At 40.6% G+C, this 26,532-nt stretch carries 16 protein-coding genes and 1 pseudogene; 4 read left to right on the forward strand and 13 right to left on the reverse strand.

The genetic code is table 11. From position 1 onward, the window contains the following. Nucleotides 1–8 precede the first annotated feature (8 nt). The gene (gene prfA / locus ACYRY3_RS33890) at nt 9–1,112 is read left to right on the forward strand and encodes a peptide chain release factor 1 (RefSeq protein WP_460206057.1); all 1,104 of its coding nucleotides are present in this window, start codon (nt 9–11) and stop codon (nt 1,110–1,112) included. A gap of 24 nt (nt 1,113–1,136) precedes the next feature. On the opposite strand, the gene ACYRY3_RS33895 is transcribed toward prfA, so the two are convergent. Beyond that, nucleotides 1,137–1,304, reverse strand: coding sequence for a hypothetical protein (locus ACYRY3_RS33895; RefSeq protein WP_460206058.1), 168 nt, complete (start codon nt 1,302–1,304; stop codon nt 1,137–1,139). A gap of 287 nt (nt 1,305–1,591) precedes the next feature. Between ACYRY3_RS33895 and ACYRY3_RS33900 the strand changes: the two genes are divergently transcribed. After that, nucleotides 1,592–2,092 (forward strand): hypothetical protein, encoded by a 501-nt coding sequence (locus tag ACYRY3_RS33900; protein WP_460206059.1) that lies wholly within the window; start codon nt 1,592–1,594, stop codon nt 2,090–2,092. Nucleotides 2,093–2,149: 57 nt separating this feature from the next. Here ACYRY3_RS33900 and ACYRY3_RS33905 read toward each other — a convergent pair whose 3' ends face one another. From ACYRY3_RS33905 to ACYRY3_RS33950, 10 genes are all read right to left on the reverse strand, one after another. Next, nucleotides 2,150–3,064: an ABC transporter permease gene (locus ACYRY3_RS33905; RefSeq protein ID WP_460206060.1), complete on the reverse strand. Its 915-nt coding sequence runs from the start codon at nt 3,062–3,064 to the stop codon at nt 2,150–2,152. Nucleotides 3,065–3,130: 66 nt separating this feature from the next. Further along, nucleotides 3,131–5,314 (reverse strand): AAA-like domain-containing protein, encoded by a 2,184-nt coding sequence (locus tag ACYRY3_RS33910; RefSeq protein ID WP_460206061.1) that lies wholly within the window; start codon nt 5,312–5,314, stop codon nt 3,131–3,133. 22 nt (nt 5,315–5,336) lie between these two features. Beyond that, nucleotides 5,337–5,696 carry a response regulator gene (locus ACYRY3_RS33915; RefSeq protein WP_460206062.1) on the reverse strand — a complete coding sequence of 120 codons (360 nt, stop codon included), beginning with the start codon at nt 5,694–5,696 and terminating at the stop codon, nt 5,337–5,339. A gap of 423 nt (nt 5,697–6,119) precedes the next feature. Beyond that, nucleotides 6,120–11,606 (reverse strand): trifunctional serine/threonine-protein kinase/ATP-binding protein/sensor histidine kinase, encoded by a 5,487-nt coding sequence (locus tag ACYRY3_RS33920; protein ID WP_460206063.1) that lies wholly within the window; start codon nt 11,604–11,606, stop codon nt 6,120–6,122. A gap of 26 nt (nt 11,607–11,632) precedes the next feature. After that, nucleotides 11,633–12,727, reverse strand: a complete 1,095-nt coding sequence (locus ACYRY3_RS33925) for an amidohydrolase family protein (protein ID WP_460206064.1) — start codon at nt 12,725–12,727, stop codon at nt 11,633–11,635. Nucleotides 12,728–12,840: 113 nt separating this feature from the next. Continuing rightward, entirely contained in the window at nt 12,841–15,126 is a 2,286-nt protein-coding gene (locus ACYRY3_RS33930; RefSeq protein ID WP_460206065.1) for a TOMM precursor leader peptide-binding protein, read from the reverse strand. 108 nt (nt 15,127–15,234) lie between these two features. After that, nucleotides 15,235–15,615 carry a hypothetical protein gene (locus ACYRY3_RS33935; RefSeq protein ID WP_460206066.1) on the reverse strand — a complete coding sequence of 127 codons (381 nt, stop codon included), beginning with the start codon at nt 15,613–15,615 and terminating at the stop codon, nt 15,235–15,237. Nucleotides 15,616–16,001: 386 nt separating this feature from the next. Beyond that, the gene (locus ACYRY3_RS33940) at nt 16,002–16,484 is read right to left on the reverse strand and encodes a hypothetical protein (RefSeq protein ID WP_460206067.1); all 483 of its coding nucleotides are present in this window, start codon (nt 16,482–16,484) and stop codon (nt 16,002–16,004) included. A 618-nt stretch (nt 16,485–17,102) separates the two neighbouring features. After that, nucleotides 17,103–19,376 (reverse strand): AAA-like domain-containing protein, encoded by a 2,274-nt coding sequence (locus ACYRY3_RS33945; RefSeq protein WP_460206068.1) that lies wholly within the window; start codon nt 19,374–19,376, stop codon nt 17,103–17,105. A gap of 502 nt (nt 19,377–19,878) precedes the next feature. Next, nucleotides 19,879–21,255, reverse strand: coding sequence for an AAA-like domain-containing protein (locus tag ACYRY3_RS33950; RefSeq protein ID WP_460206069.1), 1,377 nt, complete (start codon nt 21,253–21,255; stop codon nt 19,879–19,881). Between the two features lie 1,269 nt (nt 21,256–22,524). Here ACYRY3_RS33950 and ACYRY3_RS33955 point away from each other — a divergent pair. Next, nucleotides 22,525–23,685 carry a malic enzyme-like NAD(P)-binding protein gene (locus tag ACYRY3_RS33955; RefSeq protein ID WP_460206070.1) on the forward strand — a complete coding sequence of 387 codons (1,161 nt, stop codon included), beginning with the start codon at nt 22,525–22,527 and terminating at the stop codon, nt 23,683–23,685. A gap of 50 nt (nt 23,686–23,735) precedes the next feature. Here the strand turns inward: ACYRY3_RS33955 and ACYRY3_RS33960 are convergent. Beyond that, nucleotides 23,736–24,434 (reverse strand): annotated as a pseudogene (locus ACYRY3_RS33960) (basic amino acid ABC transporter substrate-binding protein); the annotation flags it as partial. Between the two features lie 331 nt (nt 24,435–24,765). On the opposite strand from ACYRY3_RS33960, the gene ACYRY3_RS33965 reads away from it, so the two are divergent. Beyond that, nucleotides 24,766–25,539, forward strand: coding sequence for an amino acid ABC transporter ATP-binding protein (locus ACYRY3_RS33965; RefSeq protein ID WP_460206071.1), 774 nt, complete (start codon nt 24,766–24,768; stop codon nt 25,537–25,539). 140 nt (nt 25,540–25,679) lie between these two features. Here ACYRY3_RS33965 and lipB read toward each other — a convergent pair whose 3' ends face one another. Continuing rightward, a complete protein-coding gene (lipB, locus tag ACYRY3_RS33970; protein WP_460206072.1) occupies nt 25,680–26,339 on the reverse strand; it encodes a lipoyl(octanoyl) transferase LipB in 660 nt (219 codons plus the stop codon). Nucleotides 26,340–26,532: the final 193 nt, after the last annotated feature.

Genomic DNA, 26,532 nt, shown 5'->3' on the forward strand with positions numbered 1-26,532 from the left:
CATTCGTCATGGCTGAAATATATCTGCTGGAGAAACTCAAGTCTGTTGAACAAACCTTTCATGAATTGACTCGTCGCCTTGGCGACCCCGATACTGCTAAAAATCCCGATGAGTATCAAAAGGTGGCAAAGGCTCGCTCTTCATTAGAAGAGGTAGTGAATACTTATGACATCTGGAAAAAAGCCCAGGAAGATTTTGCAGGGGCGCGTCAGGTGTTAAAAGAAGCTCAGGGCGATCCAGAGTTGCAAGAAATGGCAGCTTTGGAAGTTGAGGAACTTGAGCAAAAAATCGAAGAGTTGGAAAATCGGCTGAAGATATTGCTGCTACCACGCGACCCGAATGATGACAAAAACATTATGTTGGAAATTCGTGCAGGTACTGGTGGTGATGAAGCAAGTATTTGGGCTGGCGATTTAGTACGAATGTACTCGCGTTATGCCGATAGTCAGGCTTGGCGAGTAAAAATGGTCAGCGAATCTTTAGCTGAAATGGGCGGCTTTAAAGAAGCCATTCTAGAGATTCAGGGTGAAAACGTTTACAGCAAGCTAAAGTTTGAAGCTGGTGTCCATCGCGTGCAACGTGTACCAGTTACTGAAGCTGGGGGACGAGTTCATACTTCTACTGCCACTGTAGCAGTGATGCCAGAGGTGGATGATGTGGAAATTCATATTGACCCGAAAGACATTGAACTAACTACAGCTCGTTCTGGTGGTGCAGGTGGACAGAACGTCAACAAGGTGGAAACAGCAGTTGACTTATTCCACAAACCCACTGGTATCCGTATTTTTTGTACGGAAGAACGCAGCCAGTTACAAAACAAAGAACGGGCAATGCAAATCTTGAGAGCTAAGCTGTATGAAATGAAGTTGCGCGAACAGCAAGAAGCTGTGACTTCCATGCGGCGAAGTCAAGTAGGAACTGGATCTCGTTCTGAGAAAATCCGCACTTACAACTATAAGGATAATCGTGTCACCGATCACCGTTTAGGTGAAAATTACTCGCTGAACACAATTCTTGAAGGCGACCTTGAGAACGTGATTCAATCTTGTATTTCTCAAGACCAGCAAGAACGTTTGGCGGAACTCGCCGCTTCTGGCGCTAGCAATAACTAAAAGACGATTTTAACAATCTTCCTTTTACTTCTTGTTTTCAGGTAGAACCTGGGAATAGGTGACAAGAGGCTTCACCGTTTCTTGTTGCTCTACAGTCAAATCTGAATGCTCTAAACGATCGCTTGTGTGTATTGCTGTTGCGTCTACAATACACCAGCGGTTTTTTAATGCGTTGCAAAGTACATCTTCCATCTCTTTGAGATAAGGATGTCAACAGAGGTGTTACTAAGTAGCCAAATTCCTGAATATGCTGCTTGGAAGGCAGACAGCAAGTAGATTGACTGAAAATTGCTGTCACCGTTGATGACACAAGCAGAAAACTTGGGTTAAAACAGAGTGAAATTATTTGTCCCTGATTTTAAAGATGACTATAGGTGTTGGCTAATATAGCATCTTTGATTGTTAGCGGCTGAATAGCTTATATTTCTCATCATCTTTGTTTTAGCAAGATGGTATAACTTTTTGTTTCAGGTGCAGCTATGTCATTATATAAAGAACCATCGGATTGGCAGTTAAACCCAAACGAAACTTATCAAGCAATTCACTACAAAGGTTCTCTTGCAGGATTTTTAAAACAAGAATTTGCTGATGAGGTTTTAAAATTCTTAAACGAAGATGAAGTTATTAAAAAAGCTTTTAAAATAGCTTGTATTGATTTAATAAAACAATCGGGTGGGGAACTCAGTCAAGTCAAAGATTTGATGAAAAAATACATTTTTATGTGCGAACGTCCTAAGTATGGCACAAGAGCGATCGCTACTTTACTTCGGGAAAGACAACAGGAACTCGACTTGAACAATCAAGAATTTGCAAAGTTTTGCGATACTTTTAAGCTGTCACCTGTAGATCTAAATGGTATTTATGCTGGTGAAGCAGTGGATAATAGTTTGTTAGCACCGCTTTCTAGAATTTTAGGCATATCTAAGACAGAATTGTGTGAAGTTCGAGATGGGTGCGATCGCTCTACTGTTGGTAGTTAGTAGTTAGTAGTTAGTAGTTAGCAATTCTATTAACTACTAACCACTATCCAATAAAACTTACCTTCTTGGTGTAGCATCACCAAATTTAATTAAAAAAGCAATAGCAATACTGATAACCAAAATTATTGTTGTACTCAAAGCTGAACCAAATCCCCAATTTTGGGTGGGTCCGAGAAACTGGTTATAGACAAGCCGTGCTGCTGTCATACTGGAAGCACCACCAAGTAATTCTGGATTGATGAAATCTCCAAATGCAGTGATAAATACTAGAAAAGAACTTGCAGCGATTCCAGTGAGAGTTTGGGGTACTGTGACTTTCCAAAAAGTTTGTAAGGGATTTGCACCTAGATCGGCAGATGCTTCTAGCAAACGTTTATCTAATTTTTCTAGTGCTGCATATAGGATTAAAACCATGTAGGGCAGTAAGCTGTAGCTCATACCAATTAATACCGCAGGGCTGCGATTGAGTATATCTACAGTAGGTAAGCCTACGCTGCTTAGTATGCTATTGAGTAACCCAGTAGGACGGAGAATTGTAATCCAAGCATAAGACCGTAGTAGGGAAGAAGTCCATAAAGGTAAGACAAAACCAATCAGAAGCAAGTTTCGCCAGCGCTGAGGTGCAATTTGAGCAATCCAATAAGCAACAGGGAATCCCAAGATTAAACAAATTATCGTGGAACTGACTGCAAAAAACAGCGATCGCCACATAACTTGCAGGTATAGGGGATCGAGTATCCGTATGTAGTTGTAGAAACTGCTGGGATTGACTGTGTCCCCTGGTCGAATATTAGGTACCAAACTTAACTCGAAAATGATGAGAGTTGGCAGTACTAGCAAAAGCAACAACCAAATTCCGGATGGGGTCAGCAATATCAGCGGTTGCAGCCAGTCGAACCGAGGTCGAGATAATTTTGGCGCAGTAATACTTTTTGATGGGTGTTGTTGAGAATGGGGAATTTGAGTAGACACAAGCTTATTAAGCTAACTTTTACAGATGCACCCAGTTTACTTTGTAGGAGACGGTATATGGCAATATTATCCTTTACTGTAGAGGTCGATCCAATTACTATTAAATATTATTTCATAAATACGGTTATGGGTTTTGAGATAACCCTGTTGCTTGATAACTAGCCCCGACAAGAGCAATTCCCTTTCCTCAGGGCTATCAACTGAGACAAGCATTCCATAATTTAGAATTTGTCGATAGAGTTCGAGAAGACGAACAGTATCCTGTTTGCTGTTGAGGATGCGATCGCGAATAGTTCTTAAATGTTCTGGTTCATCCTGAGATTCCCAATTCTCAATAACTTGAGTTCGCACCAAATGTTCGATCCATTCAGCTTCCCCGCTAGTAGGAACACAAGAGGAGGAATTGCGGATAAGATGACAAAGCTTTTGCGTAAGAAAAGGCTGACCGTTAGTCCAAGCTAACAATTCTTTTAATATGACCTGCGGGTTGCTGACTTTTTCTGTTAATCCTTGTAACAAAGGTTGGGCTTCATGAAGCTGAAATCCGTTGAGTTGAATTGCCTGACCAATATTAAAGGGCGTTCTCTGGTTATCCGTAATCAAATCTGAAGGAGTAGCTACGCCAAATAAAGCAAAAGTTAACCGTTGATATTTTGGATTAATACTGCGTTGGTTGTAGCAAAAGCGGATGAGGGCAAAAAAGTCATTGACAGGGAAATTTAATCCCAAAATTGTATCAATTTCGTCTACAAAAATAAAAATATTGTCACTTTGAACGTGAGATAGAATAACTTCTTCGATAAATCGACCCAAACACTGAACGGGTGACAAATCTTGTTGCTCGTTCCACCAAGCTTTGAAATTTACCGTTCCGACCAAGTCAAAGTTTTGCCATAACTCCACTGCCAATCCCTTGTACCATTGAACCGGAGTGACACCTTCGACACCAAGGCGGGTAATGTCAATTGCCGCACAAGTAAAGCCCTCTTTTTGCAGGCGATCTATCATGCGTACCATGAGGCTTGACTTACCCATTTGCCGTGTATTGAGAATGTAACAGAACTCTCCATGCTTCAACGCTTTGTAAAGGAGTCGGTCTGCGGAACGCACGACATAAGTGGGAGCATCCATAGGCAAACTACCCCCGACTTGATAATCAAAAGTTGAGGTGTCCTCAGCACTTCTTAATAGAGCATTTTCAAATTCGAGTTCAGCTTGAGTTGCTTTCAAAATTTCCAGTATTTGCGAGAGTTCTTTAGTCCGTTCCTCGACTTTTTGTTCTAAAGTGCGGTTGGATTCTGCTAACTCATCCTTTGCCTTTTGCAAGTCTAGGTTTTTCCGAGCAACTTCTTGAGTAAACTGAATTCGTTCTGCTTCTGCCTGCCTGCGTTGGGTAATGTCAGTAAAGGCAGCGATCGCATAAACAATTTCACCCTTGTCATTATAAATTGGGGTAGCTGCCGCCTCTATAGGAATCATTTTATCTCCACAGGGAATTAGCATATCATCAACAGTTACACTTTCGCCTTTCAATGCTCTGACAATTGGTAACTGCTCAATGGGATACGATTGATTAGTCCTCTGCTGATAAACTGAATAAATAACATCATTTAAGTGATTTGCTGTGGTTGCGGTTTCCATACCAAGTATTCGCTTTGCAGCCTGATTGGCATAGTAAGGCTGACTGTTGGCATCAAAGACAAGCACGCCTACTGGCACAGCTTCTAAAAATTGAGTCAGTCTTGCCTCACTTTGGCGCAAGGCAACTTCCGCCTTCTGACGTTCAGTCACCTCTTGCTGCAAGCGAATTAGTAATTCTGCTTGAGCTTGCTGTGCGAGACGTTCCTGTTCTCGAACCGCTTTCATCCGCTGCACGTGTTCCAAAGTTTTATTCGTTGTAATTTCTAAATCCAGAAAATTAATTGGCTTAGTCAGGAAGTCAAAAGCACCCCGATTCATTGCCGTTCTAATATTTTCCAGATCTCCATAAGCAGAAATGATGACTGCTTTGACGATGGGATACAGTTCATTGATGTGATTGAGCAAAGCCAGCCCATCCATCTCCGGCATATAAATATCGGTTAAGACGATATCTACATCTGGTTCCGAACGCAGCTTTTCTAAAGCTTGCAAACCATTATGAGCAAAAATTAAATTAAATTGCTTTTCCCGAATTTTTTTTCTAAAAACTTGACGTAGTAGCAGTTCTAAATCGGGCTCGTCGTCCACAACCAGTATTTTAACTGTCATGATTTTTATCTATTGAAATTCTTCATAGATTGAGGATTTTTTCCTTAAGCTGATTAAACTCAATTGGTTTTGTAATATAGTCATCTGCTCCTAAATTTCTAGCGATTTTAGAATAATTATCATTATCATAAGCAGTAATTATAAAGACTTTTAAATGGGGGAATCTTTCCTTGATAATTTTGAGCAGCTCTAGACCGTTCATTCCAGGCATGTTAATATCTGCTAAAATCAAGGACAGACATTTAGTGAGACTATTTTGTAAGTTTTCCAGTGCTTCTTCTCCGGAAAAAGCAAAATACAATTGAATTTGATTTTGTCTGCTTTCTCTCCTAAACTTTTGCTGAAACAAGAGCTGGACATCTTGTTCGTCGTCCACAATCATTATTTTCATTTAAAACTTACGCATTGACTAAATGAACAAAATATGCAAAGAGTAAAAACTAAATTTAGTAAACTCTTCTACATTATTTTATTAGTAATCAAAAGTTTGTCTATACTGACGAATTGTAAGTTGTAACCTCTTTTTACTAAAAGTTTGGGGATTTGGGACCAAAGACGGTGCTTCGTCAAGCTGGATAGAATTTTGGGCTATCGGCATTTTTGAGCGTCCGTTAAGGCACCGCCCCTTATATACCAACACCATTAAGCCGTAGGTTGGGTTGAGGAACGAAACCCAACACAATGATCCCATTTGTTAAATTAAGCCGTAGGTTGGGTTGAGGAACGAAACCCAACACAAAACCGTATTGCCTTATGACCACTCTTTTCCCCCTGTCCCCCCTTCCATATTGCGTAAGTCTCGCCATCATTTAAATCTTCGTTCTTTCTGCAAAGATTTTGGTAAAGTAATCATAAATTCTGTAAAACTCCCCACTTGAGTGTCTACCCTAATACCTCCTTGATGCTGCTGGACAATGATATCGTGCGTGATAGAAAGACCCAGCCCCGTTCCTTCTCCAGGTGGCTTAGTCGTGAAAAAGGGATGAAAAATCTTCTCTTGCGTTTCTGGAGGAATCCCATCGCCGTTATCCCTAATGCTGATTTCAACACACTCACCCAAATTTTTAGTCTTGACAGAAAGGGTAGGTGAAAATTTTTCTCTCTCTTCGCCTGGTTGTGTCTGAAACCGCATTGCTTTCTTATGTGCTGCGTAACAAGCGTTGTTAATGACATTTATCAAAGCACGGCTCATGTTCTGCGGCACAATATTGATTTGACAAATATCATCATCGTAGTCAGTTTCTACCGTAATATCAAAAGATGTCTCCTTAGCACGCATTCCGTGATAAGCTAAGCTCACCGCTTCTGCTATTAACGCATTAATATTGGTGAGTTGTCGCTCATCGCACGTTTGACCCCGAGAATGCATTAACATTCCGCGCACAATATTATCGGCTCTTTTGCCATGCTCATTGATTTTTTGAGCATTTTGGCTCAAATCATTTAAAATCTCTTCAATGTATTCTCTGCTTTCTGGATCTAAATGGTCTTTGTGATTTTCAATTTCTGTTAGTAGTTCTTGGGTTAACTCAACAGAAAGTTCGGCAAAATTATTGACAAAATTTAAGGGATTTTTGATTTCGTGAGCAATTCCGGCAGTTAAAGCACCTAGAGAAGCCAGTTTTTCTTGAGCAATAATCTGGGCTTGCGTTGCTTTCAGTTTCTTAAGAATACTTGCCAACTCTTGATTTTTTTCTTGTAATTCCTGGGTTCTGACTTCTACTTTTTGTTCCAACGTTCGGTTGTAATCTTCTAACTGCTCGTATAAACGAGAATTTTCAATGGAGATGGCGGCTTGGGCAGAAAGGATTTTGAGGACTTCAACGCGATCGCTTGTAAAAGCTCCTGTTGTCAGATTATTTTCCAAATACAAAATACCACTGAGTTTGCCTTGATAAAGTAGGGGAGTACAAAGAATGGATTTGGGTTGAGTGGCAATAATGTAGCGATCGCGTGTAAACGAGCCTTCATTAGTAGCATCATTTAAAACCACATTTTCTTGGGTGCGAGCAACATAGTTAATAATGGCAGCCGATAAAAGAGGAATTTGGCTTTTAGGGTCTACTGATTCTATTGGCAGAGATTGCAGTACAATTACGTTCTCAGAATCTACATTTCCTGAAGCTCCAATAAACCATCTGCCTTCTTGACTCTCTTCCCGCTCTATAGGATTTGTTTGGGAGTGCAAAATTAAAAAACCCTTTTGAGCACCTGCATTTTCAATCAAAATTTTCATGAGTTTTTGCAGTAGCTTTTCTAGCACAATTTCGCTAGCCAGGGCTTGTGAAGCTTGCAATACACTGTTTAAATCCAAAACATCTGATGTTGTTTTACCTGATTCGGTAATTGAGACAGTTAAGCGGGTCGAAAGGCTATCTGTCGAGGCATTAGCTAAAAACTGCGGGTATCGTGCCTCTAAATCTTTTACCTTAGCGATAGCGCCCCAGCGCTGATAAGCATAATGGGCATCTTGTAGATAGTGTCGAGCAACGTGTTTTTGGCCTTTGGCTAGGTAAAATCTACCTGCTAATTCGTAGGCGAGGGCTTCCTCGTTGAGATATTCGTTTTCCTGGGCGAGAGTAATGGCGCGATCGTAATATTCTCTGGCATCACTATCTTTACCTAATACACGAGTGCGTTCGGCTTCGACTAAATAGAACTTATGGAGAAAATTCATGGGAGCATGATGTGCCCAGTTTTCCATTTTTTTCTGGTTAATATCTACTTTTTCTAAAATGCACTTTTGTTCGGAAGTTGTGGCATCAGGAAATATAGCTAGCTGGGCAAGAGATTCGTAAAAGTTACCGATAGCAGTAGAATAAAATCCCAGTGCTACACCCGCATACTCTCTCATTTTATTAGCCATTTCAAGTGCTTGCTGGTAGTCTTGAAATAGATAGCCGAACAAAAGTTTATGTACATAAAAGTAAAAAACAGAAGTTAAATCGTTCGCTCTATGGTAAAGAGACAACATTATTTCTTCATCATTACTTTTAACGGCAAAACGACAGGGATTTTGGTTCTTTCCAAGCAGGTTTGAGACGACCTGTTGAAGCAATTCAATCCAACGCAGGGGAATTTTCTGTTGATATTGATGCAGAACTTCATTGTATTTGATAATTTTTTGCTCCAATACCCCCAATTCCTGACCCAGCCAGTATGCGTGTAAAGAGTATTTAAATAGAGCTAGACAACTCCAAATCAGATCTCCTGTTTCCAGCCCGCGTTGGTGTATCTGTAGAAAAGACTTTAACGATTCTCGGAGATGCTCTTTCCAATGTCTAACGAATGTATTGAAGACAAAGCTCGTCTTAGCCTCAAATTGTTTGGTATCAAACCTTTCCAAAAGGATCAATGCAAGTTGGCAAAACTGATAGCCTGCATCAATATCTTCTGTTACCCCACATAGAAGGATTCCATAAGCAGCATAGGCAGAAGTCGAGAAAGATGTATTGCCAAACTTTAACGATAAATCGACCAATTCCAGTATCAGGAAAGGGAAAAGTTCAGGGAATCCAACAGAAGCAACGCTAGCTAAGAGAAATAAGAGCAGCATAGCTGCTCGTTTTGTAGCATCCGTCATTTTTGGCTGCTTAATCAAATCCTCAATCCTTCGCCCAGCCCAAATAGCTTTTGTCTCTTCCAAACGACTCACTAAATCTGCCTGAATTGGTTTTTCTGGCAACTCCACTCCACACAATTGCAGTGCTTGCAATCCAATCATCATTGCTTTTGATGATTGCTGCTGCCCAAAATAAGCTTGAACCTTAATTTCATAGGCTTTTAGTGTATCCAGCAGGGTTTTGGCTTGTTGCAGTATCACCTCAGTCCATTGCTCTAGCTCTTCAAAGTGATTGCTGAGGCTGGCTGCTTCTGCTGCTTCCAAGTACAATGTCAGGGTTAGCTCATACTGCTGCTGCCAACTATCTCTATTCAATAAAACGGATTGAGGGGAGTTAAGCAGTTCGATACCAATTTGCAAATAATGAAAAGCTGGTTGATAGGCTGCCGATGCCTTTGCTTTCCGACCCGCTATAAGGTTTAATTGGACTAGCTCATCTCGCTCCGTCTGATGTCTGAGGCGATCGTGACCCTGGTTTAGTTGGTTGACAATGTTAAATATTTGCTGTTCTCGCTCGTCTAACGGTGTGTTTTGTAGCAGCAGTTGTCCTATTTGCCAGTGTACGTCTTGCTTTTCCGCTTCAGGAATGAGGGAATAAGCAGCTTGCTGGATGCGATCGTGAGCAAATCTGTATTCGACTGTGACTTCATCTGCCAAACCCTCAACGTTGAGATCTATTAATTTGTAAGCATCTCCCAAAGGCAAGAGTAGACCCTCCACCATCGCCGCCCACAGATTGCTAGCTGTTGCTTGAGGTGATTTTTCATAGATGACTGCCAAAGTCTGGAGTTCAAATTGGTTGCCAATACAGGCAGCAAGCTTTAAGACTTGTTGTGTTTCCTCTCCCAATTTTCGCAGCTTGGCGGTCATCAGTTCGACTACATTATCAGTAATATTCCGTGACTGAATTTGCGCTAAATTCCATTGCCAAGTATTCCTTTGATAGTCAAATTTCAACAGTTTTTCAGTATAGAGTGACTTCAAAAATTCATTCATAAAGAATGGATTTCCATGAGTTTTTACAAGTAGCAATTCTGACAGCAATCTGGCTTTTTCTAGCGAACAATTGAGGGTATCAGCCGTAAACTGCGTTACATCAGGCAAAGTTAAGGGAGCAAGCACAATTTGATGAATTGTTGTTTTCCTCTGGCGGATTTCATCTAGCATTAATAATAAGGGATGGGTTGCACTTACTTCGTTATCGCGATAGGCACCAATTAGCAATAAGTTATGGCTATCTACGGCAGTCATTAACAGTTCAATCAATTTGAGTGAAGCTGTATCTGCCCACTGTAAGTCATCCAAAAAGAGGACTAGGGGGTGTGAGGGTTGGGTAAATACTTGGATGAAGTTTTGAAACATTAGGTTGAAGCGATTTTGGGCTTCTGTTGGAGCCAATTCCGGTACTATTGGTTGGGAGCCGATAATCAATTCTACTTCAGGTATGACATCAATTATTACCTGACCATTGGAACCTAAAACAACTAGTAGTTTTTCTCGCCAGTTCTCTATCTGGGCTTGACTTTCTGTTAACAATTGCCGAATTAAGGAGCGAAAAGCTTGTACTAGCGCAACATAGGGAATATTTTTCTGATATTGGTCAAATTTACCGGAGGTAAAGTACCCTCGCTTCTCTGTAATTGGCTTATAAACTTCTTTAACTAAGGCAGATTTACCAATACCAGAGTATCCCGTTACAAGTACCATCTCGCTGCTGCCCTGACTGACTTGTTCAAAAGCAGCTAATATCCTGTTGATTTCTTTATCCCGCCCATAAAGCTTTTGTGGAGTTTGAAATTTCCCTGAAACATCCTGTTGACCAAGGGGGAAGGAATTAATCTGCCCCAGAGTCTGCCATTGCCGCAGACATTTCTCCAAATCCGCCTTCAGACCAGAAGCTGTTTGGTAGCGGTCTTCAGCGTTTTTTGCCATAAGCTTCAGCACGATCGCTGAAATGACTGAGGGAATATCTGCTCTGTGTTCGTGTGGTGGTTCGCATTGTCGGGCAATATGACAATGTATTAATTCCAATGCATCATTTGTAGAAAAGGGCAGTTGATTTGTCAGTAATTCGTAGAAGGTGACTCCCAAGGAATAAAAATCGGTTCGGTAATCAACAGCCCGGTTCATTCGTCCGGTCTGTTCTGGGGATATATAGGCTAAGGTTCCCTCCAGCAAATCTGGATTGCGAAAAGTTGTGGCTTCTCGTGAAAGTTCTGTGGAGATGCCAAAGTCAATGAGTTTGATTTGAAGCGTTGTTTGATTCCAAACGATGTTAGAAGGGTTAATATCTTTGTGTATGATATTTAGGTCATGTACCTGACTGAGGATGTCAGTAACCTCAATTGCCAGGGACAAAAACTCATTGAGAGCCAATTGTTTGTTTTGCCTTATTCGTTGGACGGATTCACCGCCAAAATCTTCCAGAACCATGACCCACCGATGCTGGTCTGTTTCTAAACTGTAGGCATCTACCACACCTGTCAAAGCTAGGTTTTTTGTAATTTCATATTCTCGCCGAAACTCAGCAATTCTTTTTGGGGTAGGGTAAGCTTGTTTCAACATTTTAAGAATAACGCGTTGGTTATCTCTTTGTCGGTAGGCACGGTAAACCAACGAATTATCGCTTTCATAAAGCACTTCTTCAGCGTGATAGCCTAAGATATCCATAGCCAAGCCCGAACAATTGGAACGGTTTACTCCAGCCCGTAGAAACGAGCAGAGTTATCCCATAGTAGCTTTTGTACGGTTTTCCTGGGTAGTCGATCCTGAAGTGCTACGGCTTTTTCGCTCATACTCATATCGTGATCCACATGAGGGTAGTCAGAACCAAAGAGCAAATTATCCGAACCGATGTACTGAATAATATTCTCCAAATAAGGTTCCTCTGGCTCAATGGCAACAAAGCACTGGCGGCGAAAATACTCCGAAGGCTTCATCTTAACGTTATCTGCAACTTCCCACGCTAGTTGTTGATACTCTTCATCCAAGCGCCACAACCAATAGGGTAACCAGCCACAACCAGCCTCAAGGAAACCAACTCTTAGCTTGGGATGACGTTCTAAAACTCCTCCTTCAATAAGTGCTAACAGTGCCATCATCTGCTCCATTGGATGAGAACAGGCATGTATGGCAAAATGAGTATTGAACCGATCTGCACCAGCTGTTGGTAAGCGGCAATATGTCCCTTCATGAATACTGACAGCAACGTTTAAACGCTCGCACTCAGTCCAAAATAATTCGTAGGATGGGTCACTTAGCAATCGCCCTTTCACTGGATTAGGTGGTAACACAACAGCTTTCCAGCCAAATTCCACGATCTGGTGCAATTCAGATACCATCTTTTCTGGCGCATGAATATTAATGGCTCCTACTCCTTTCAAAATTTGTGGAGCATAGTTACAATAATCTCGCAACCAATTGTTATAAGCGTTGGTAAATGCTCCAGCTAGTATGGGAGACATTGTCTCTACAGCAAAAAGCCACAATCCAGTGCCGGGGTAGAGAAACGATATATCAATTCCCATCTCCTGAATCCCTCTTACTCGGGACTCCGCGTCGAAGCGACTTAGTGCAGAAATAGGATGAGATTTTATAACGTGCTTGGCTATCTTATTGCGGTAATCAGCAGATAGCTTATAGAAAATCTCCTCACCTCCTACTTTCAAATCTGCTGAGGGTGCATACTTTTTAAAAGCAGGTTCAAGGTACTTTTCCCACATATCAGGAGGTTCGAGTACGTGTGAATCGGCATCAATGATTTGATATCCTTTAAGCATAATTTTTGTCATTTGTTATTTGTCATTTGTTATTTGTCATTGGTTATTTGTGCTTAACTAATGACAGATAACCATTGACTAAGGACGACCTTCAGTTACATTTGTTTGTACTGACTTGATTACAATTACATCCACATTGGAAAAGGATTGAATTGATTTTCTTTCAGTGGCTCTTGCAACCAACCCAACTTGACGGGAACATTATCAAGTCTTCCAGAATTTAATCTTTTCCAGAAGTGACGCATTCCTGGAACAATGACTTTCACGACTTTGAGTCCGATATCGGGACGGGTCTGATCTAAAACCAGCATTTCCATGCCATGTTTCTCACTAATTTGCTGGCAAGTCATTACGTCTTCAAACAGATTATCACTCCAAACTTGGGGATAATCGGAATAAGTTTTTGGTGCAACGCTTTCATCAGGAACCAAGTAAGGTTGATTTGTTAGCGTAGCAGTTGTCCACCATTCAAGAGCTACTGGATCGGCGGATGAGGGATATTGGGTATTACCATCAATATCTGCTGATAGAACTGCTAGAAGTGACTGGTTTACCTCTGTTAGCGCTCTTGAAATAGCAATTTTTGGATCGAAATGGGAGCCAAAACCATAGATAATGTCTTCTACCTCTCGATCTATTCGCCTGCTTATGGCGGCAAAAGCTGGTATGTTTAAATCGCTAGTAATATCCAGAACCCAAAGTTCGCGATGGAGAGTTTTGTAGTGATTCTCCAAAGCTTGAATATATGGATCGTCAAAACTATTTAAATCTACTCTTGGTCGCCTAACACGGTTATACCACCACAAAGCTACACAATCGCGCTCCACCAACTCCATAAAACCTTGCAGGATTGCCTCTTCTAATGTATTTCCAGCAGCACAGCCATTAGTGTCAGCCCAACAATCAGGTTTTGGAGGTCGGGGATAACCGTAATAGCAGTAAGCTGTTGGTAAATATTTGAATTCTCGATAGCTCAAAGACCAAACAGGCGTCCACTCAATTTCCCTTTCTTCATCAAAAGGTTCTGGAACTCTAAAAAAAAGGCTGGGGTACTGAGCATTCCATTCCTGACGATTTTTGTACTGCTCTTGGCTGAAATTCATACAAGCATTAGGATGAATTGCTGCATCTCCCATTTTTTGGTAACTGCCTTTGTAACGAATTTCGTTCCCTTGAAAAACTCCAGAGGATCTCTCAATTGCTTCGCAAAAAGCACTTGCCCTTGCTTGCTGTTCTGTCTTTCCTTTACCCGCACTTCTGCCCCCAATATTTTGACGTAAAGAGTCTAATGAGTAAAACATGGTGGCAAAATGATGTGTAGCAGCATAGGTATAGATTAAATTATTTGAGCTTTGAGATAAATGCCGTAAATCTCGAACAACTCCTGTAATCGGGCTAATGTGGTATTGATATTTGTTCAGTGTCTCTTCAGGAGAAACAAAACGATGTCCTCCGTCTGTCATGAAAGTTTTCTTTCGGTTTCCTAAAACAATGGGTAAAGGCTTTTGATACAGATCTGGCTCTCCACAACAAGGGCACTGGGGTCGTTTAACCATAAGATGATTTTGAGTTTGCAGCGATATCATATCGTGGGTTACTAAAACCCCTTCTAGCTGTTTGTTGTGTCCTTGAATAATCCATTTTGCAACTTCAGTGGCTGCCATACCTAGTGCCGTTTGCAATCCAGAGGAAATGATACAGGAAGATGGTACTAAAGGCGTTGAAATACCCTTGAGTTTTTGAATAAATGCTTCCACCGGTCGATTTGCACGCAAACGCTGAGCTAAGCACTCCCAACAACCCGTTTTTTCAGGATGAAATATTGGACCAATCCAAGCTATGGTTCCCACTGGTTTGACTAGCATCCAAGGGCGTCGTTCCTGTAAGGCTTGTTTATTAAATGTGTCCAAACCATCTTGAAGATAGTCATCGGTTAAGACTACTACTATGTCTCCCTCATCAGAGACTTGGATATTGAGCGATTCAAGAATAAAAATGAATTCTGTGGGAGCAATAGAACCGAAGGTTTTGATTGCAACTTTGGTGGTTTGTAATCGTTGGTTAGCCTCTTTTGGACTAACGTTCAAAGTTTCACAAAAGACGGCTAACGTAGATGACAAGGAGTTATCGCTTTCAACTATATAGCCCTGCTGTTCCATCTGCATAAGAGCGTAATAAACATTAGCACTAGTAGCGATAATCTCTTGAGTAGATGCTTGTTCTGGCAGCAAATGTGGGAGAATTTTGTCCACAATATCGTCAACACTGTGTTGACCATTTAGCAAAGGTATTAACAATTGATATAGACGACCTCTTAGCAAAAAAGAATTTCTCTCTGATATAAGAAATATGGTTTCTTGTTCAACAATTTCAACTTTAAAATTGTTCTTCAACTGCGGTTTATTGAGCATATTAATTTGCTTTTTATGTTATAACCCCCCGCTAAATAAAGTATTATAGCGGAGAATTTTTACATCAATGTAGATGTTTTTGCCAATCAATATAAGACGGAGAAAATTTCAGCACACACTGAGAGGAATATAAGGGGTAGTAGGGTACAAGGTATCGGGATCATTATTGTTAACCCATTCTTCTAACTGCTCATCTGTAACTTCAGTTGGTCGTGGAGGATAGGGTAAGATATATACTGCCTCACCCACATCTTCTGTAAGAATCCCTTTGTAGGAACTCCAGTCTACAACAACCTTTGTTGGACCGAAAAATCCTTCAAGATCGATACCGTACTTTTTCAAAAGCTCTTTTATCTCATCTGAGTTACGTCTAAAAATGACTCTCTTGATTTCCATCCCTTCTGGATCGTTTGACAACCATGATTTGGCAATAATTTGGGAGACTTTTTTCGATTGACTCTTGAATCCACCAATAATTTCATTGCTCATAACTTGATACCCTGATAAGCATTATGATAATAATGTCACCACAGAATAGATGTATTCACTACAGGTACATCTAATTAAAAATAAAGTTAAGGAATGCCACACATCGATAGAAAAATTTACTTCTTTAACATATTTCCTTTGTTAAGTAAGTTAAACCAAATAAATTTAATATACTCCAGAAACCCAGGGTTTCAAAGAACCGGGTTTTTGGAGTATATTCTAAGTTAAATTGTGTTTTCCTACTTACAAATAAAGATTCACTTTATAAAACAGTGAATTTTTATAAGAGAGATGATTCAGCATCAGTTCAATCATAGAAGCATAAATCATTGCCTCACTGAACATTAGGCAATGATTCATCACCTGCAAATCATCTTAAAAAGACTTTAGCATGCAGTTAAAGGAATATAGGGGTCATCGGGAAATTGTTTGTTGGGATCTGTATCGTTTACCCACCTTTCTAGTTGCTCATCTGTCACTTCAGCAGGTCGTGGAGGATAAGGGAATATATACCTGTTAGATCTATCAGATATTGCTCCTGGAGTTGTTGATTCTTTTAAAGTCCCAATAAAGGTATCCCAACTGACTTCAATATGTATCGAAACGCGGAAAAAACCTTCAAGATCGACACCATGGTTTTTCAACCAATTTTTTATTTCCTCAGAGTCGCCTCTCAAGACAACTCTTCTAAAATCTGCTCCTTCTGGATCGTTAGGTAGCCATGATTTAGCAATAAATTGGGAGAGCTTTTTATTTAGTATGACGATATCCTGTCTGTCAATGCTTTCTGCCCCTCGAGTGTTACCGAACTCTTCTGTTATTTGATTCACAAATTCATCGAACTTATCTTGGTAGATTCTTGCACTCATATTTTGATAACTCTATAAAAAGCTGTGCTAATTATCTCATATCACAAAAGAGAAAATAAAACTACGAAAGAATGATTGATTTGTTTTTGTCAATTTTCCTATCTAAATCTCTCTTTTAATTTTGGGCGATCGCCATGAATTAACTAACGGCGAAAACCATATAATTTGCCGAACGATTAAAACCTTAATAAAGCTATTCAGCCGTAGAATCTGTTAGACAAGCGGATATCTATAATTTTTACTCATACACTCACCCCATGCGCTGGAACGCACTATCTCCCAGTAGTCTAATTGGATATTGATTTAATTGAAAAGCTACTCATTAACAATACCATTTTTTACTGTATTACAGATATAAATTCCATGAAGTAATCACATTTTTTCATATTTTGTTAAATATAGTTTTTTTATGAGTATTCAAGATAGTTGCTCTAAAATTTTTTGCGTTCATTATGAGATTTTATATAGTAAGTCTAAGGAAAATATATAAGATTTATATGTTGACTCACTATTAAAATGCTGCAAGCATTCAGCGATTAGCAGATTGGCAATCCAACCCAGACGCGACATCTGATGTCTGGACATAGGAATTTGTATTTGATTTAAATGAGAACTGCGTTATTTACCTCTAGACTGAAAATACTCACGATATAACTGACAACTGGGAGTTGCTTTATTGTTATCCAACCTAATCAACCCCATACTATTGAGCTTATAAGCAACAACGGATTCTAACTGTACGGGTTCAGTAGCATTTATAACCGTATAAAGAGCGGATGCTAATTCCGGTTGTACTTCCAAAGTTGACCAATGACGCTGCAAGTGATGGTAATAGATGTTAGTAGGGGCGGACGCATTCTGTAGCAGTTCTGTCAAAGTTATATTTTGCTGACTGAGGTGATAAAGCGCTAAGTGTACAAGTGCTGGATGACCCCCAACTATGTCCATCAAAAGTTTTGCTTCCTCTCCATCTCTCCAACCCAGTCCATAGCGCTGCGCTAACTGCTGTACTTGGTCAAAACTAAAGCTTTTCAAGTGAATCGGTAGTCCAACATTAAACGGGGATTGATGAAGTTGCAGTGGAACGTACACTTCAGTAGAATGAACCACAATCAGACGCAGCTTTTGCCAAGTGGGTCGTCTTTTAGCTTCTTCGTGCCACGATCGCAACAGGGGTAAAAATTCTTTCGCCACTTGGGGATGCTCAAAAATTTGGTTGACTTCATCCAAAGCCAAAACAATGGGACGATCTATTTGTTCGAGCACATAATTTTGCAAGTAAGACGAACAACTCACTTTACTGCCAATGTCTTCATCCCAATAATCGTCTAATCTTGGCTCCAGGTGGAGTTGACGAGAAATATTGGCACACAGCCAGCGCAAGAACCGATTCAAATCACTCAAAATTGCAGAGTCAATTTGCTCTTCCAAGTTCAGGCTCACTGTACGGCAGTCCATGCAGTTGGCGTATTCTAAAATCCTTGAGAGCAGAGAGGTTTTACCCATTTCCATAGGAGCTTTAATCCGAATTAAGGCTCCTGGTTTAGCGATTTCTCTGCAAGCTTGTACCTCAACAACCGGGTTTTCAATATAGTAAGGAGAGTCTAAGGGGACGGAACCACTGGGATATGGAGGTGCTATCCCTGGGTTAAGAGTTATAGATTGGGCGAGAGCATGGTTTGCTGATAGCGATCGCATTTCTTCTTGCATCCCTCTAAAGTTAGAATTAGGAGGCATTTTTTGAGAACCTACCATGTCTTCCCACTCAATACGGATACTCTCCTGCAACCAAACTATTGACGGTTCGGCTGGATTTTGGCAAATAACGGGTAGCCAAGTGGCACAAGGGAAATCTTTCTCTAAAGCTTGCAATCTTTCTCGTGCGGAACGTACTGCTGTGTATAGGGATTTGCCACTGGAAAACTCCGCTATAAAATATCTTAAAAATTCTTGAGCGATCGCATCCGGCACAGGTTCCCGCATAACAATCACTTGCGGGATATTCAAATCTTCCAGCTGCTGCGCCAACCCCAAACCATCGCAAGAGTTAAAAATTGCTAGCTTCAACCCACGACTGATAGCTTGTTTGAGAGCATATTTCAGTTGTTCAAGAGAAACCTTATCTGTTTGATTTAATTGCAGAACCCCTTTTTCTTTACTCGAACTATGACCTGCAAAAAAAAGAATGTCCCAACCTTGTTGCCAAAGATGGTCATTCAAATCCCGTAGATTTGGCTCAAGTAAAAATTTAATTTCTGCTCGATGGGTTAATTTTTCTAAAAATGCCCGATCCTGACTAATATCAATTCCTTGCCCGTTCCCAAAAATTGCCAAAATTTTAATTTGGAATTTTCGGGTATTAACGGGTAACTTGTTTGAGTTTTTATACTCTACTGCACTTAATGCCAATTCCGCATGGGGGTAATCCTCAAAAAATTCCCACATATGCCAGGGAAGACGGCGCAGTATATTATCATTAGTTTCAATAATAAAGCGTATTTCCTCAGACGGTTTTAACTGCGTGCGGAGTTGTCGGTCGATTTTGCGAAACTCGCTTGAATCCAACCAGGCATTGATTTTTTGTGATAATTTCTGGGATAAATTGATGATGTCTACATCAGAAACATTCGTGATCCCCGCCTCTTCAATTTCAAAATTGTCGTCTGTTTCAACTGTTTCAACACCGAGACGCCACCCGCTCAGACGTTGATAGAAAGCGTAATAATGTAATTGCCAATTTCGATAGAGTTCAAAAATTTTTGGTGCAGCTGGTAAACTAGCAGTAATTTTCATCCTGTAGGAGTTGTTTGCTTCTCCAAGCTCTGCTGTGACAGCCGCAAAACCGTCATTTAGGTTTCCCTGACCCAAGCTTAAAACAACTAACCTACTCATAAGTCTTTAATAACGTAATGGTCAATTGTGAACCCAAGGAATCTCCTAATAATTTGCAACAAAGGGCTCTCCGTTTGCAAATGTCTTAACTGAATCGGTAAAAATCAAATTTACTTATGGGGACTGTGCTTTGTCATTTGTCCTTTCTCGTTTGATAGAGAAAAAGACTAATGACGGTCAACATAGTTATGTTTCATTTTGTCCGCCTACTTAACTGTTAAGAAATGCTGCTTCTAGCTTAGGAATGATATACAAACTAAAACTTCTTTTTCCATTTCACTCTTTTTCAAATATTATAACGAAGTTTCTTAACATTTTCTCCTAATTACTTAACATAAGAGATTGGAATAGCAATATAATCTCTTCTAAGGCTGTATTTAAAGAGGTCTTATCATTCTCTGAATTTTTGGTACTGATTTTACTCAAGCTAGAAGCACCTTATATTATACTAAATTTTTTCAGAATCAATAACAAGTCAACTATTATTTATCCCTGTTTTCCATCAATATTGGTCTATGTGAAAGGGAAACTTCGGCTGAAAATACTGCCGATACAACTCGCAACTGGGGATAGCCTGATTGTTATCTAACTTAATCAATCCCATACTACTGAGCTTATATGCTAATACGGGTTCTAATAATACGGGTTCGCTGGAATAAATGACCCTTTGAAAAGCAGATGTAAGTTCTGGTTGTACCTGCAAAGCTGCCCAATGGCGCTGCAAGTGGTTATAGTAAATTCCTCCGGAGATCGGAGCCTCTTTCAGTAGTCGTGTTAGAGTTATCTCCCCACGGCTAAGGTAATACAATGCTAAATGGATGAGTGCTGGATGTCCCCCAACCATGTCTATTAAGAGTTTTACTTCAAACTCATCCGCCCAATCAATTCCATAATGTTGAGCTAACTGCTGCACTTGATCGAGAGTAAAGTTCTTCAACTGAATGGGTAATCCCACGTTGAATGGGGACTGATAAAGCTGTAAGGGAACATACACTTCTGTGGAATGTACGACAATCAGACGCAGCTTTTGCCAGATAGGCTGTCTTTTAGCTTCCTCAAACCACGATCGCAACAGTGGCAAAAATTCTTTTGCCACTTGTGAATACTCAAAAATCTGATTCACCTCGTCTAGAGCTAAAATTATGGGAGAGTCGATTTGCTTGAGAACATGATTTCGCAAGTAGAGGGAGCAACTGATTTTACTGCCAATGTCGCAATCCCAGTAATCATCTAGTTTTGGTTCTATTTGCAGCTGTTGGGAGATATTAGCACACAGCCAGCGTAAAAATCGATTAAAATCGCTTAAAATTGCACAGTCAACTTGCTCCCCCAAGTTAAGGCTAACCGTGCGATAGCCAATATAATTGCCATGTTCGAGAATTCTCAGCAGCAGAGAAGTTTTACCCATTTCTCTTGGTGCTTTTATGCGAATTAAAGCTCCTGGTTTAGTGATTTCTGCAAAAACTTGCTCCTCAAGTGCAGAGTTTTTAATGTAATACGGGGAACCTAGGGGAACTGAGCCACTAGGAAAACAAGGGAATATTTCCTGCTTATTCTTAAAAGAAGACTCTGTAGAAATCTTTCTTGGTGCTGTTGTTATTGTTGGAAAAACGTGTTCAGTTGCATAGGACTCAAGCAGTGCCCGACAATTTTTTTTTGTAACACGTCTGCCAATGATATGAGATAGTTTTTGGCACAATCCCGGTGCTACAACATTAGTTAAGTACCCAGGACTATAGCCCCCTGCTTGAGCAATTTGGCTGTAAGTTTGATACTGCCAAATACCCCGCAGTATTAAAATTTCTGTGTAGTTCAGGGGGCGTTTTTCGGTTTCCAACAGCTTGCGATTCACAATTTGAAGTAGAGAATCGAGACTCATGGAGACTTAAGGGCTTTTTTCCTTCCTATAAGTTAATTTATGGTTCCTCTGGTTTTACGTGTCAAAGAATACCTATTATTCTCAAAAACTGCCTAGTTCAGTGAATCTCCCTAATTCTAAACTTTAGAAAATCCACTATCTGTATGGTAGAGCAACCACAAGCCATGATACCGCTTTCTCTGTTTGACCCAATTAAGTAGATAATTTTTTTCACATTGTCTATTACTACAGCTATAGATGTATGAGTTTTTTATGAGATTGACGATGTTTGTAAAGAATAGGGATTCTCGATTGACAAAATGAGATAAATATGCGCCAAATGTGGACGGGAAGAAACGGCTTTTCAAGAGGCAATCGCTAATTACCTAAGAACTTGAAAATTTTATGTTCAAATAATATTCTTCAGCAGTAGATAGGTCTTCCATGATTGTGTTTCGATGAGAACTTTATTGTTGAGAATATCTATAAAAGGTGAGGAATTCGTGAGAACCTAATAAATTTTTGAAACACAAACCCCTTGAAGTCACCGTTCAGTTAATGCACTTCATTTCCTGGTTCTACAGTAGGTAATACCGTTTCTATATGAAGATACATAGAAAGAACCCCTCCGCCTGTGGTACTTCCCCTTAATAAGGGGAGGTTAGGAGGGGTACAAATCGCGTGCTACTTTATAAAAAACTGGTATAAGTTCTAAAGAAAACCTACAAGCAGAGATAATTCTCTCAGGGAAGATGACAAAAGTTTTAGCTATTTTACAAGAAGGATTGAATTCTACAGAACACGCAGAATTGGTTCAACATTTGTCACAAAAGCGTTAATCGAATTGTTGGGTTGAGGAACGAAACCCAACCTACTATAAATCATCTTTAAAAGACAAAAATATCATAATGAAACTCGATTGCGGAGTGATGTACGGTCGGGCGATCGCTTCTAAAACGGAGTAAAATGCCTCTAGATCTCGCTTAATACACCATTTAGAGTGACGGTAAGGCAGGCAGATATGGTGATGAAGCGAAAAAATAATGAATATGACTAAAAATATCTTGTATACTTAGTAGTTGCTAAATTTTGACTTTTATACTAGGGTGGAACGGATTAATTTTGATAGGGTTGTGTATCATCAAACCCTTGTAGCGACGTTGGATGCAACATCTCTACAACCCACCAGAATTAATGCGACAAAGCACTAGATAATCTTCAATTTTGAGGTTTAACTAAATTTAACACCTCCCATTCAATCTGAAATTCAAACTTCCAAATCAACAAAGCATGGCAGAACTGACCCCCAATTCTAGTTTTAGTGTAACAATTCGTGTAGAAATTCCCAACCGCATCGGAATGTTAGCAACTGTAACCAAGGCGATCGCCACGAGTGGCGGGAACTTTGGTCAAATTGATTTAATCGAGCAAACAAGAGCTGTTTCGATTCGCGATATTACCGTTGATGCCGCCAGCACCGACCATGCCGAGACCATTGTGCAAGCGGTTAAAGCCTTACCAGATATCAAAGTGCTCAACGTCTACGACCGCACTTTTAATTTGCATCGTGGTGGAAAAATTCACATAGCCAGTAGAATTCCTCTCAAAAGCGTATCGGACTTGGCAATGGCTTACACCCCAGGAGTAGGGCGTATATGTACTGCTATTGCTCAAAATCCAGAAGAAGTTTACAACTTAACGATTAAAAAAAATACTGTAGCTATCGTTACCGATGGCAGTGCAGTTTTGGGATTGGGAAACCTAGGTCCTGCAGCTGCCTTACCAGTCATGGAAGGTAAAGCGATGCTATTTAAGGAATTTGCTGGGATTGACGCTTTCCCTATCTGCCTTGCGACTCAAGATACTGACAAAATTATTGAAGCTGTCAAAAACATTGCTCCAGTGTTTGGAGGTGTCAACTTAGAGGATATTGCAGCTCCTCGTTGTTTTGAAATTGAAGCAAAACTGAGACAGGAACTCGATATTCCTGTTTTCCATGACGATCAGCACGGTACAGCAATCGTCACTTTAGCAGCATTGTTTAATGCTTTAAAACTTGTCCATAAGTCACTCGCTGACGTTCACATCGTGATTAACGGTGCGGGAGCCGCCGGAGTAGCCTGTGCGCGGTTACTCCGCAAAGCAGGAGCAGAAAAAATCTGGATGTGCGACTCAAAAGGTATTCTTTCTAGCAATCGCACGGATCTGACAGAGGAAAAGCGTGAATTTGCTGTAAAAGCTCAAGGAACTTTGGCAGGTGCTTTGCAGGGCGCAGATGTTTTCATCGGTGTGAGTGCGCCAGGGATTTTGACACCAGAAATGGTGCGTTCAATGGCAAAAGACCCAATTGTGTTTGCAATGGCATTTGTCATTGGTCATTGGTCATTGGTCATTTGTCATTTGTTATTTGTTAGTGGTAAGGGTTTGGGTTATTTTTACCTTATGGGTTGAGCCTGAAACCCACGGATTGAAGCCGTGGGAGTGGCTTATGACTTAACATTAGGGGCGGTTTCTGGGAGTTGTGGAGGTTCTGCACCAAACCATTTTTTGTAGATTTGAGCGTAGGTGCCATCAGCAATGAGTTTTGCCAATGCAGTGTTGATAGCGTTAAGATTGGGAGAGTTTTTTGGCATGGCAATACCGTAAAATTCTTCAGTGAGAAGTTGCCCAACTACTTTAATACCTTTGATGTTGCCAGTCTTTATAGCTTCTAATGTAACAGGAGCATCGTTGACAACAGCATCGACATTTCCATTTGCCAGCTCTTGCAAGGCTAAAGGAGCAGAGTCAAATTCCCGCACTTGACTGCCAGAGATACTTTTGGCTTGTTTTGCTCCGGTTGTACCGATTTGGGCGGCAATTTTTTTGTTTTTTAGACTATCAAGGTTTGTTATTGTTGTGTTATCTTGACGAACTGCGATCGCTAAACCAGCTTTGAAGTAAGGTCGGGAGAAAGATACTGCTTGAGAGCGTTCTGGTGTGATGGTCATAGCACTGATAGCAGCATCAACAGTACTTGCCTGAAGTGCTGGAACGATGCCATCAAAGGGTAAACTTTGAAATTCTACGTTGAACCCACCGGCTTGTCCTACTGCTTTCATCAGGTCAATGTCAAAACCCACAAGGTTTCCTCCCGCGCCTTTCGATTCAAAGGGAGGAAAGCTGGGTTCTGTGGCTACTTTGATGGTTTTGCCTGCTGTAGTTGTTTGTCCTGTTTGTGATGCTGGGCTTGCTGTAGATTGAGAACTATTCTCTGAGGTTGTACTGCTCGTGTTGCTGCTGGAATTACCGCAAGCAGACACAATCAACGCTGTTCCAAAACCAGTTAAGAAATGCTTAATAAAACGCGAGCGTGTAAGTTTTGGCTCGAACATTGTTTTTTTCCAGGTCACTATATTGCAAACACAGATAATTTTTTTCAAACTTATGTTTTAAGGTACTACAAAAATGACCGCGCAATGGGCTGATTTTTGTCTTTTCTAAATACAGATTGTTCAGCTAGAATGAGTCATCGTGTAATATATATGGGAAATGGATAACCCCACCCCTGCAATTATTTTTGAAAATATAGAAAAGAGCTATGGTTCTCTAAAAGTGCTTAAGGGAATCACGGGTGAAGTTAATCGAGGAGAAGTTGTTGCAGTTATTGGTGCCTCTGGATGTGGTAAAAGCACTCTGTTACGGTGCTTCAATAAGTTGGAAAGCATTGATAGCGGACGTTTAATAGTTAACGGTATCGATGTATCACAACCTAGTTTCAACAACAAACAGCTACGACAATTACGGACACAAGTTGGCATGGTTTTTCAGCAGTTTAATCTGTTTCCACATTTAAGCGTGCTGGAAAACCTAACTCTCTCACCTCGTAAGGTATTGGGTAAATCTGCAAAAGAAAGTGCCCAACTTGCGGGGTTTTATCTAGAGAAGGTTGGACTTTTTGACAAAGCATCTGCTTATCCAGAACAGCTTTCAGGTGGACAGAAGCAACGGGTAGCCATTGCTCGCAGTTTATGCATGAATCCACAGATTATGCTATTTGATGAGCCAACGAGTGCCCTAGATCCAGAACTGGTGGGTGAGGTTTTGCAAGTCATGCAACAGCTAGCAACAGAGGGTATGACGATGGTGGTAGTCACTCATGAGATGCAATTCGCTCGTGAAGTGGCACATCGGGTGATGTTTCTGGATAAGGGTGTTGTCGTGGAAGAAGGTGCTGCTAACAAGATTCTCTCAAATCCTGAAAGCGATCGCTTGCGTACTTTTCTGAGTCGCTTAAGAGTTAGTGAGTCGGGAATCCGAACTTGACAGTTATCACTGGTTAGTAAGTAAGTGGGCGGGAATCAACAGAACTATGTTACAAAATGTTAATTTATCTAAAACCCTTACGAATGACCAATGACAAATGACTAAGGACGACCTTTACCAGTTACGTTTTTCTTACCGACCTACTTACTCATATTTATGATTTCAATATTAAAGACGTCTGCAAAGCTCTGAGTTATGTGAGTTCGTACTTCAGAACAAGTAATTTTGGGGAGCCATTGAGCTAAACTGCCCACAGGCTTATCGCCAATTCCACAGGGGACAATACGCTCAAATCCTGACAAATCGGGGCAAACATTTAATGCGAAACCGTGCATGGTAATCCAGCGGCTGACTTTAATGCCAATGGCAGCTATTTTGTGCCCTTCTAACCAGACTCCAGTTAAACCTGGGCTGCGTTCTCCTGGTAACCCGTAGACTCTTAGGGTGCGTATTAGCACTTCTTCTAGTTGCCGCAGGTACCAGTGAAGGTCTTTGTAATAATAGTGCAAATTTAAAATGGGATACCCAACGAGTTGACCGGGACAATGATATGTGACTTCACCACCTCTTTCAACTTTATGGATCTCATATTGGCTTTTGCTAGGGTCAAATTTCAGGAATTCTGGGTTGGCTCCTTGCCCCAAAGTATAAACGGGTGGATGTTCTAGCAATATTAGCACATCCTCCAGATTTTGGTCGTTAATGCGTTCTCTTTGAAGTGCATGCTGCCACCTAAGTGCATCTGTGTAACCCATCACTTTTTGGTTATATAACAAACATCGGCGGCGGTGCGAAGACATACTATGGATCACTTAAAAAATCAAGTACTACAAAGATAAGATGTATTTCATGTTACCAAGTCGGTAACAGAAATTGTCAAGCTATGCAAAGGATTTTAAAGGAACGTCACGGGAATTGGTTTTGCAAAATACAAAGTGCTAGTTTTGATATATTAACCTCAATGGTGTTGGGAGGAATTCTCTGCAGTAACCG

This window comes from Scytonema sp. NUACC21, from assembly GCF_054684315.1.

Bases quoted from the DNA above. Each gene is read 5' to 3' on its own strand.
- prfA (WP_460206057.1), top strand. From the start codon at position 9: ATGGCTGAAATATATCTGCTGGAGAAACTCAAGTCTGTTGAACAAACC.
- ACYRY3_RS33895 (WP_460206058.1), bottom strand. From the start codon at position 1,304: ATGGAAGATGTACTTTGCAACGCATTAAAAAACCGCTGGTGTATTGTA.
- ACYRY3_RS33900 (WP_460206059.1), top strand. From the start codon at position 1,592: ATGTCATTATATAAAGAACCATCGGATTGGCAGTTAAACCCAAACGAA.
- ACYRY3_RS33910 (WP_460206061.1), bottom strand. From the start codon at position 5,314: ATGACAGTTAAAATACTGGTTGTGGACGACGAGCCCGATTTAGAACTG.
- ACYRY3_RS33915 (WP_460206062.1), bottom strand. From the start codon at position 5,696: ATGATTGTGGACGACGAACAAGATGTCCAGCTCTTGTTTCAGCAAAAG.
- ACYRY3_RS33920 (WP_460206063.1), bottom strand. From the start codon at position 11,606: ATGGATATCTTAGGCTATCACGCTGAAGAAGTGCTTTATGAAAGCGAT.
- ACYRY3_RS33925 (WP_460206064.1), bottom strand. From the start codon at position 12,727: ATGACAAAAATTATGCTTAAAGGATATCAAATCATTGATGCCGATTCA.
- ACYRY3_RS33930 (WP_460206065.1), bottom strand. From the start codon at position 15,126: ATGCTCAATAAACCGCAGTTGAAGAACAATTTTAAAGTTGAAATTGTT.
- ACYRY3_RS33935 (WP_460206066.1), bottom strand. From the start codon at position 15,615: ATGAGCAATGAAATTATTGGTGGATTCAAGAGTCAATCGAAAAAAGTC.
- ACYRY3_RS33940 (WP_460206067.1), bottom strand. From the start codon at position 16,484: ATGAGTGCAAGAATCTACCAAGATAAGTTCGATGAATTTGTGAATCAA.
- ACYRY3_RS33945 (WP_460206068.1), bottom strand. From the start codon at position 19,376: ATGAGTAGGTTAGTTGTTTTAAGCTTGGGTCAGGGAAACCTAAATGAC.
- ACYRY3_RS33950 (WP_460206069.1), bottom strand. From the start codon at position 21,255: ATGAGTCTCGATTCTCTACTTCAAATTGTGAATCGCAAGCTGTTGGAA.
- ACYRY3_RS33955 (WP_460206070.1), top strand. From the start codon at position 22,525: ATGGCAGAACTGACCCCCAATTCTAGTTTTAGTGTAACAATTCGTGTA.
- ACYRY3_RS33965 (WP_460206071.1), top strand. From the start codon at position 24,766: ATGGATAACCCCACCCCTGCAATTATTTTTGAAAATATAGAAAAGAGC.
- lipB (WP_460206072.1), bottom strand. From the start codon at position 26,339: ATGTCTTCGCACCGCCGCCGATGTTTGTTATATAACCAAAAAGTGATG.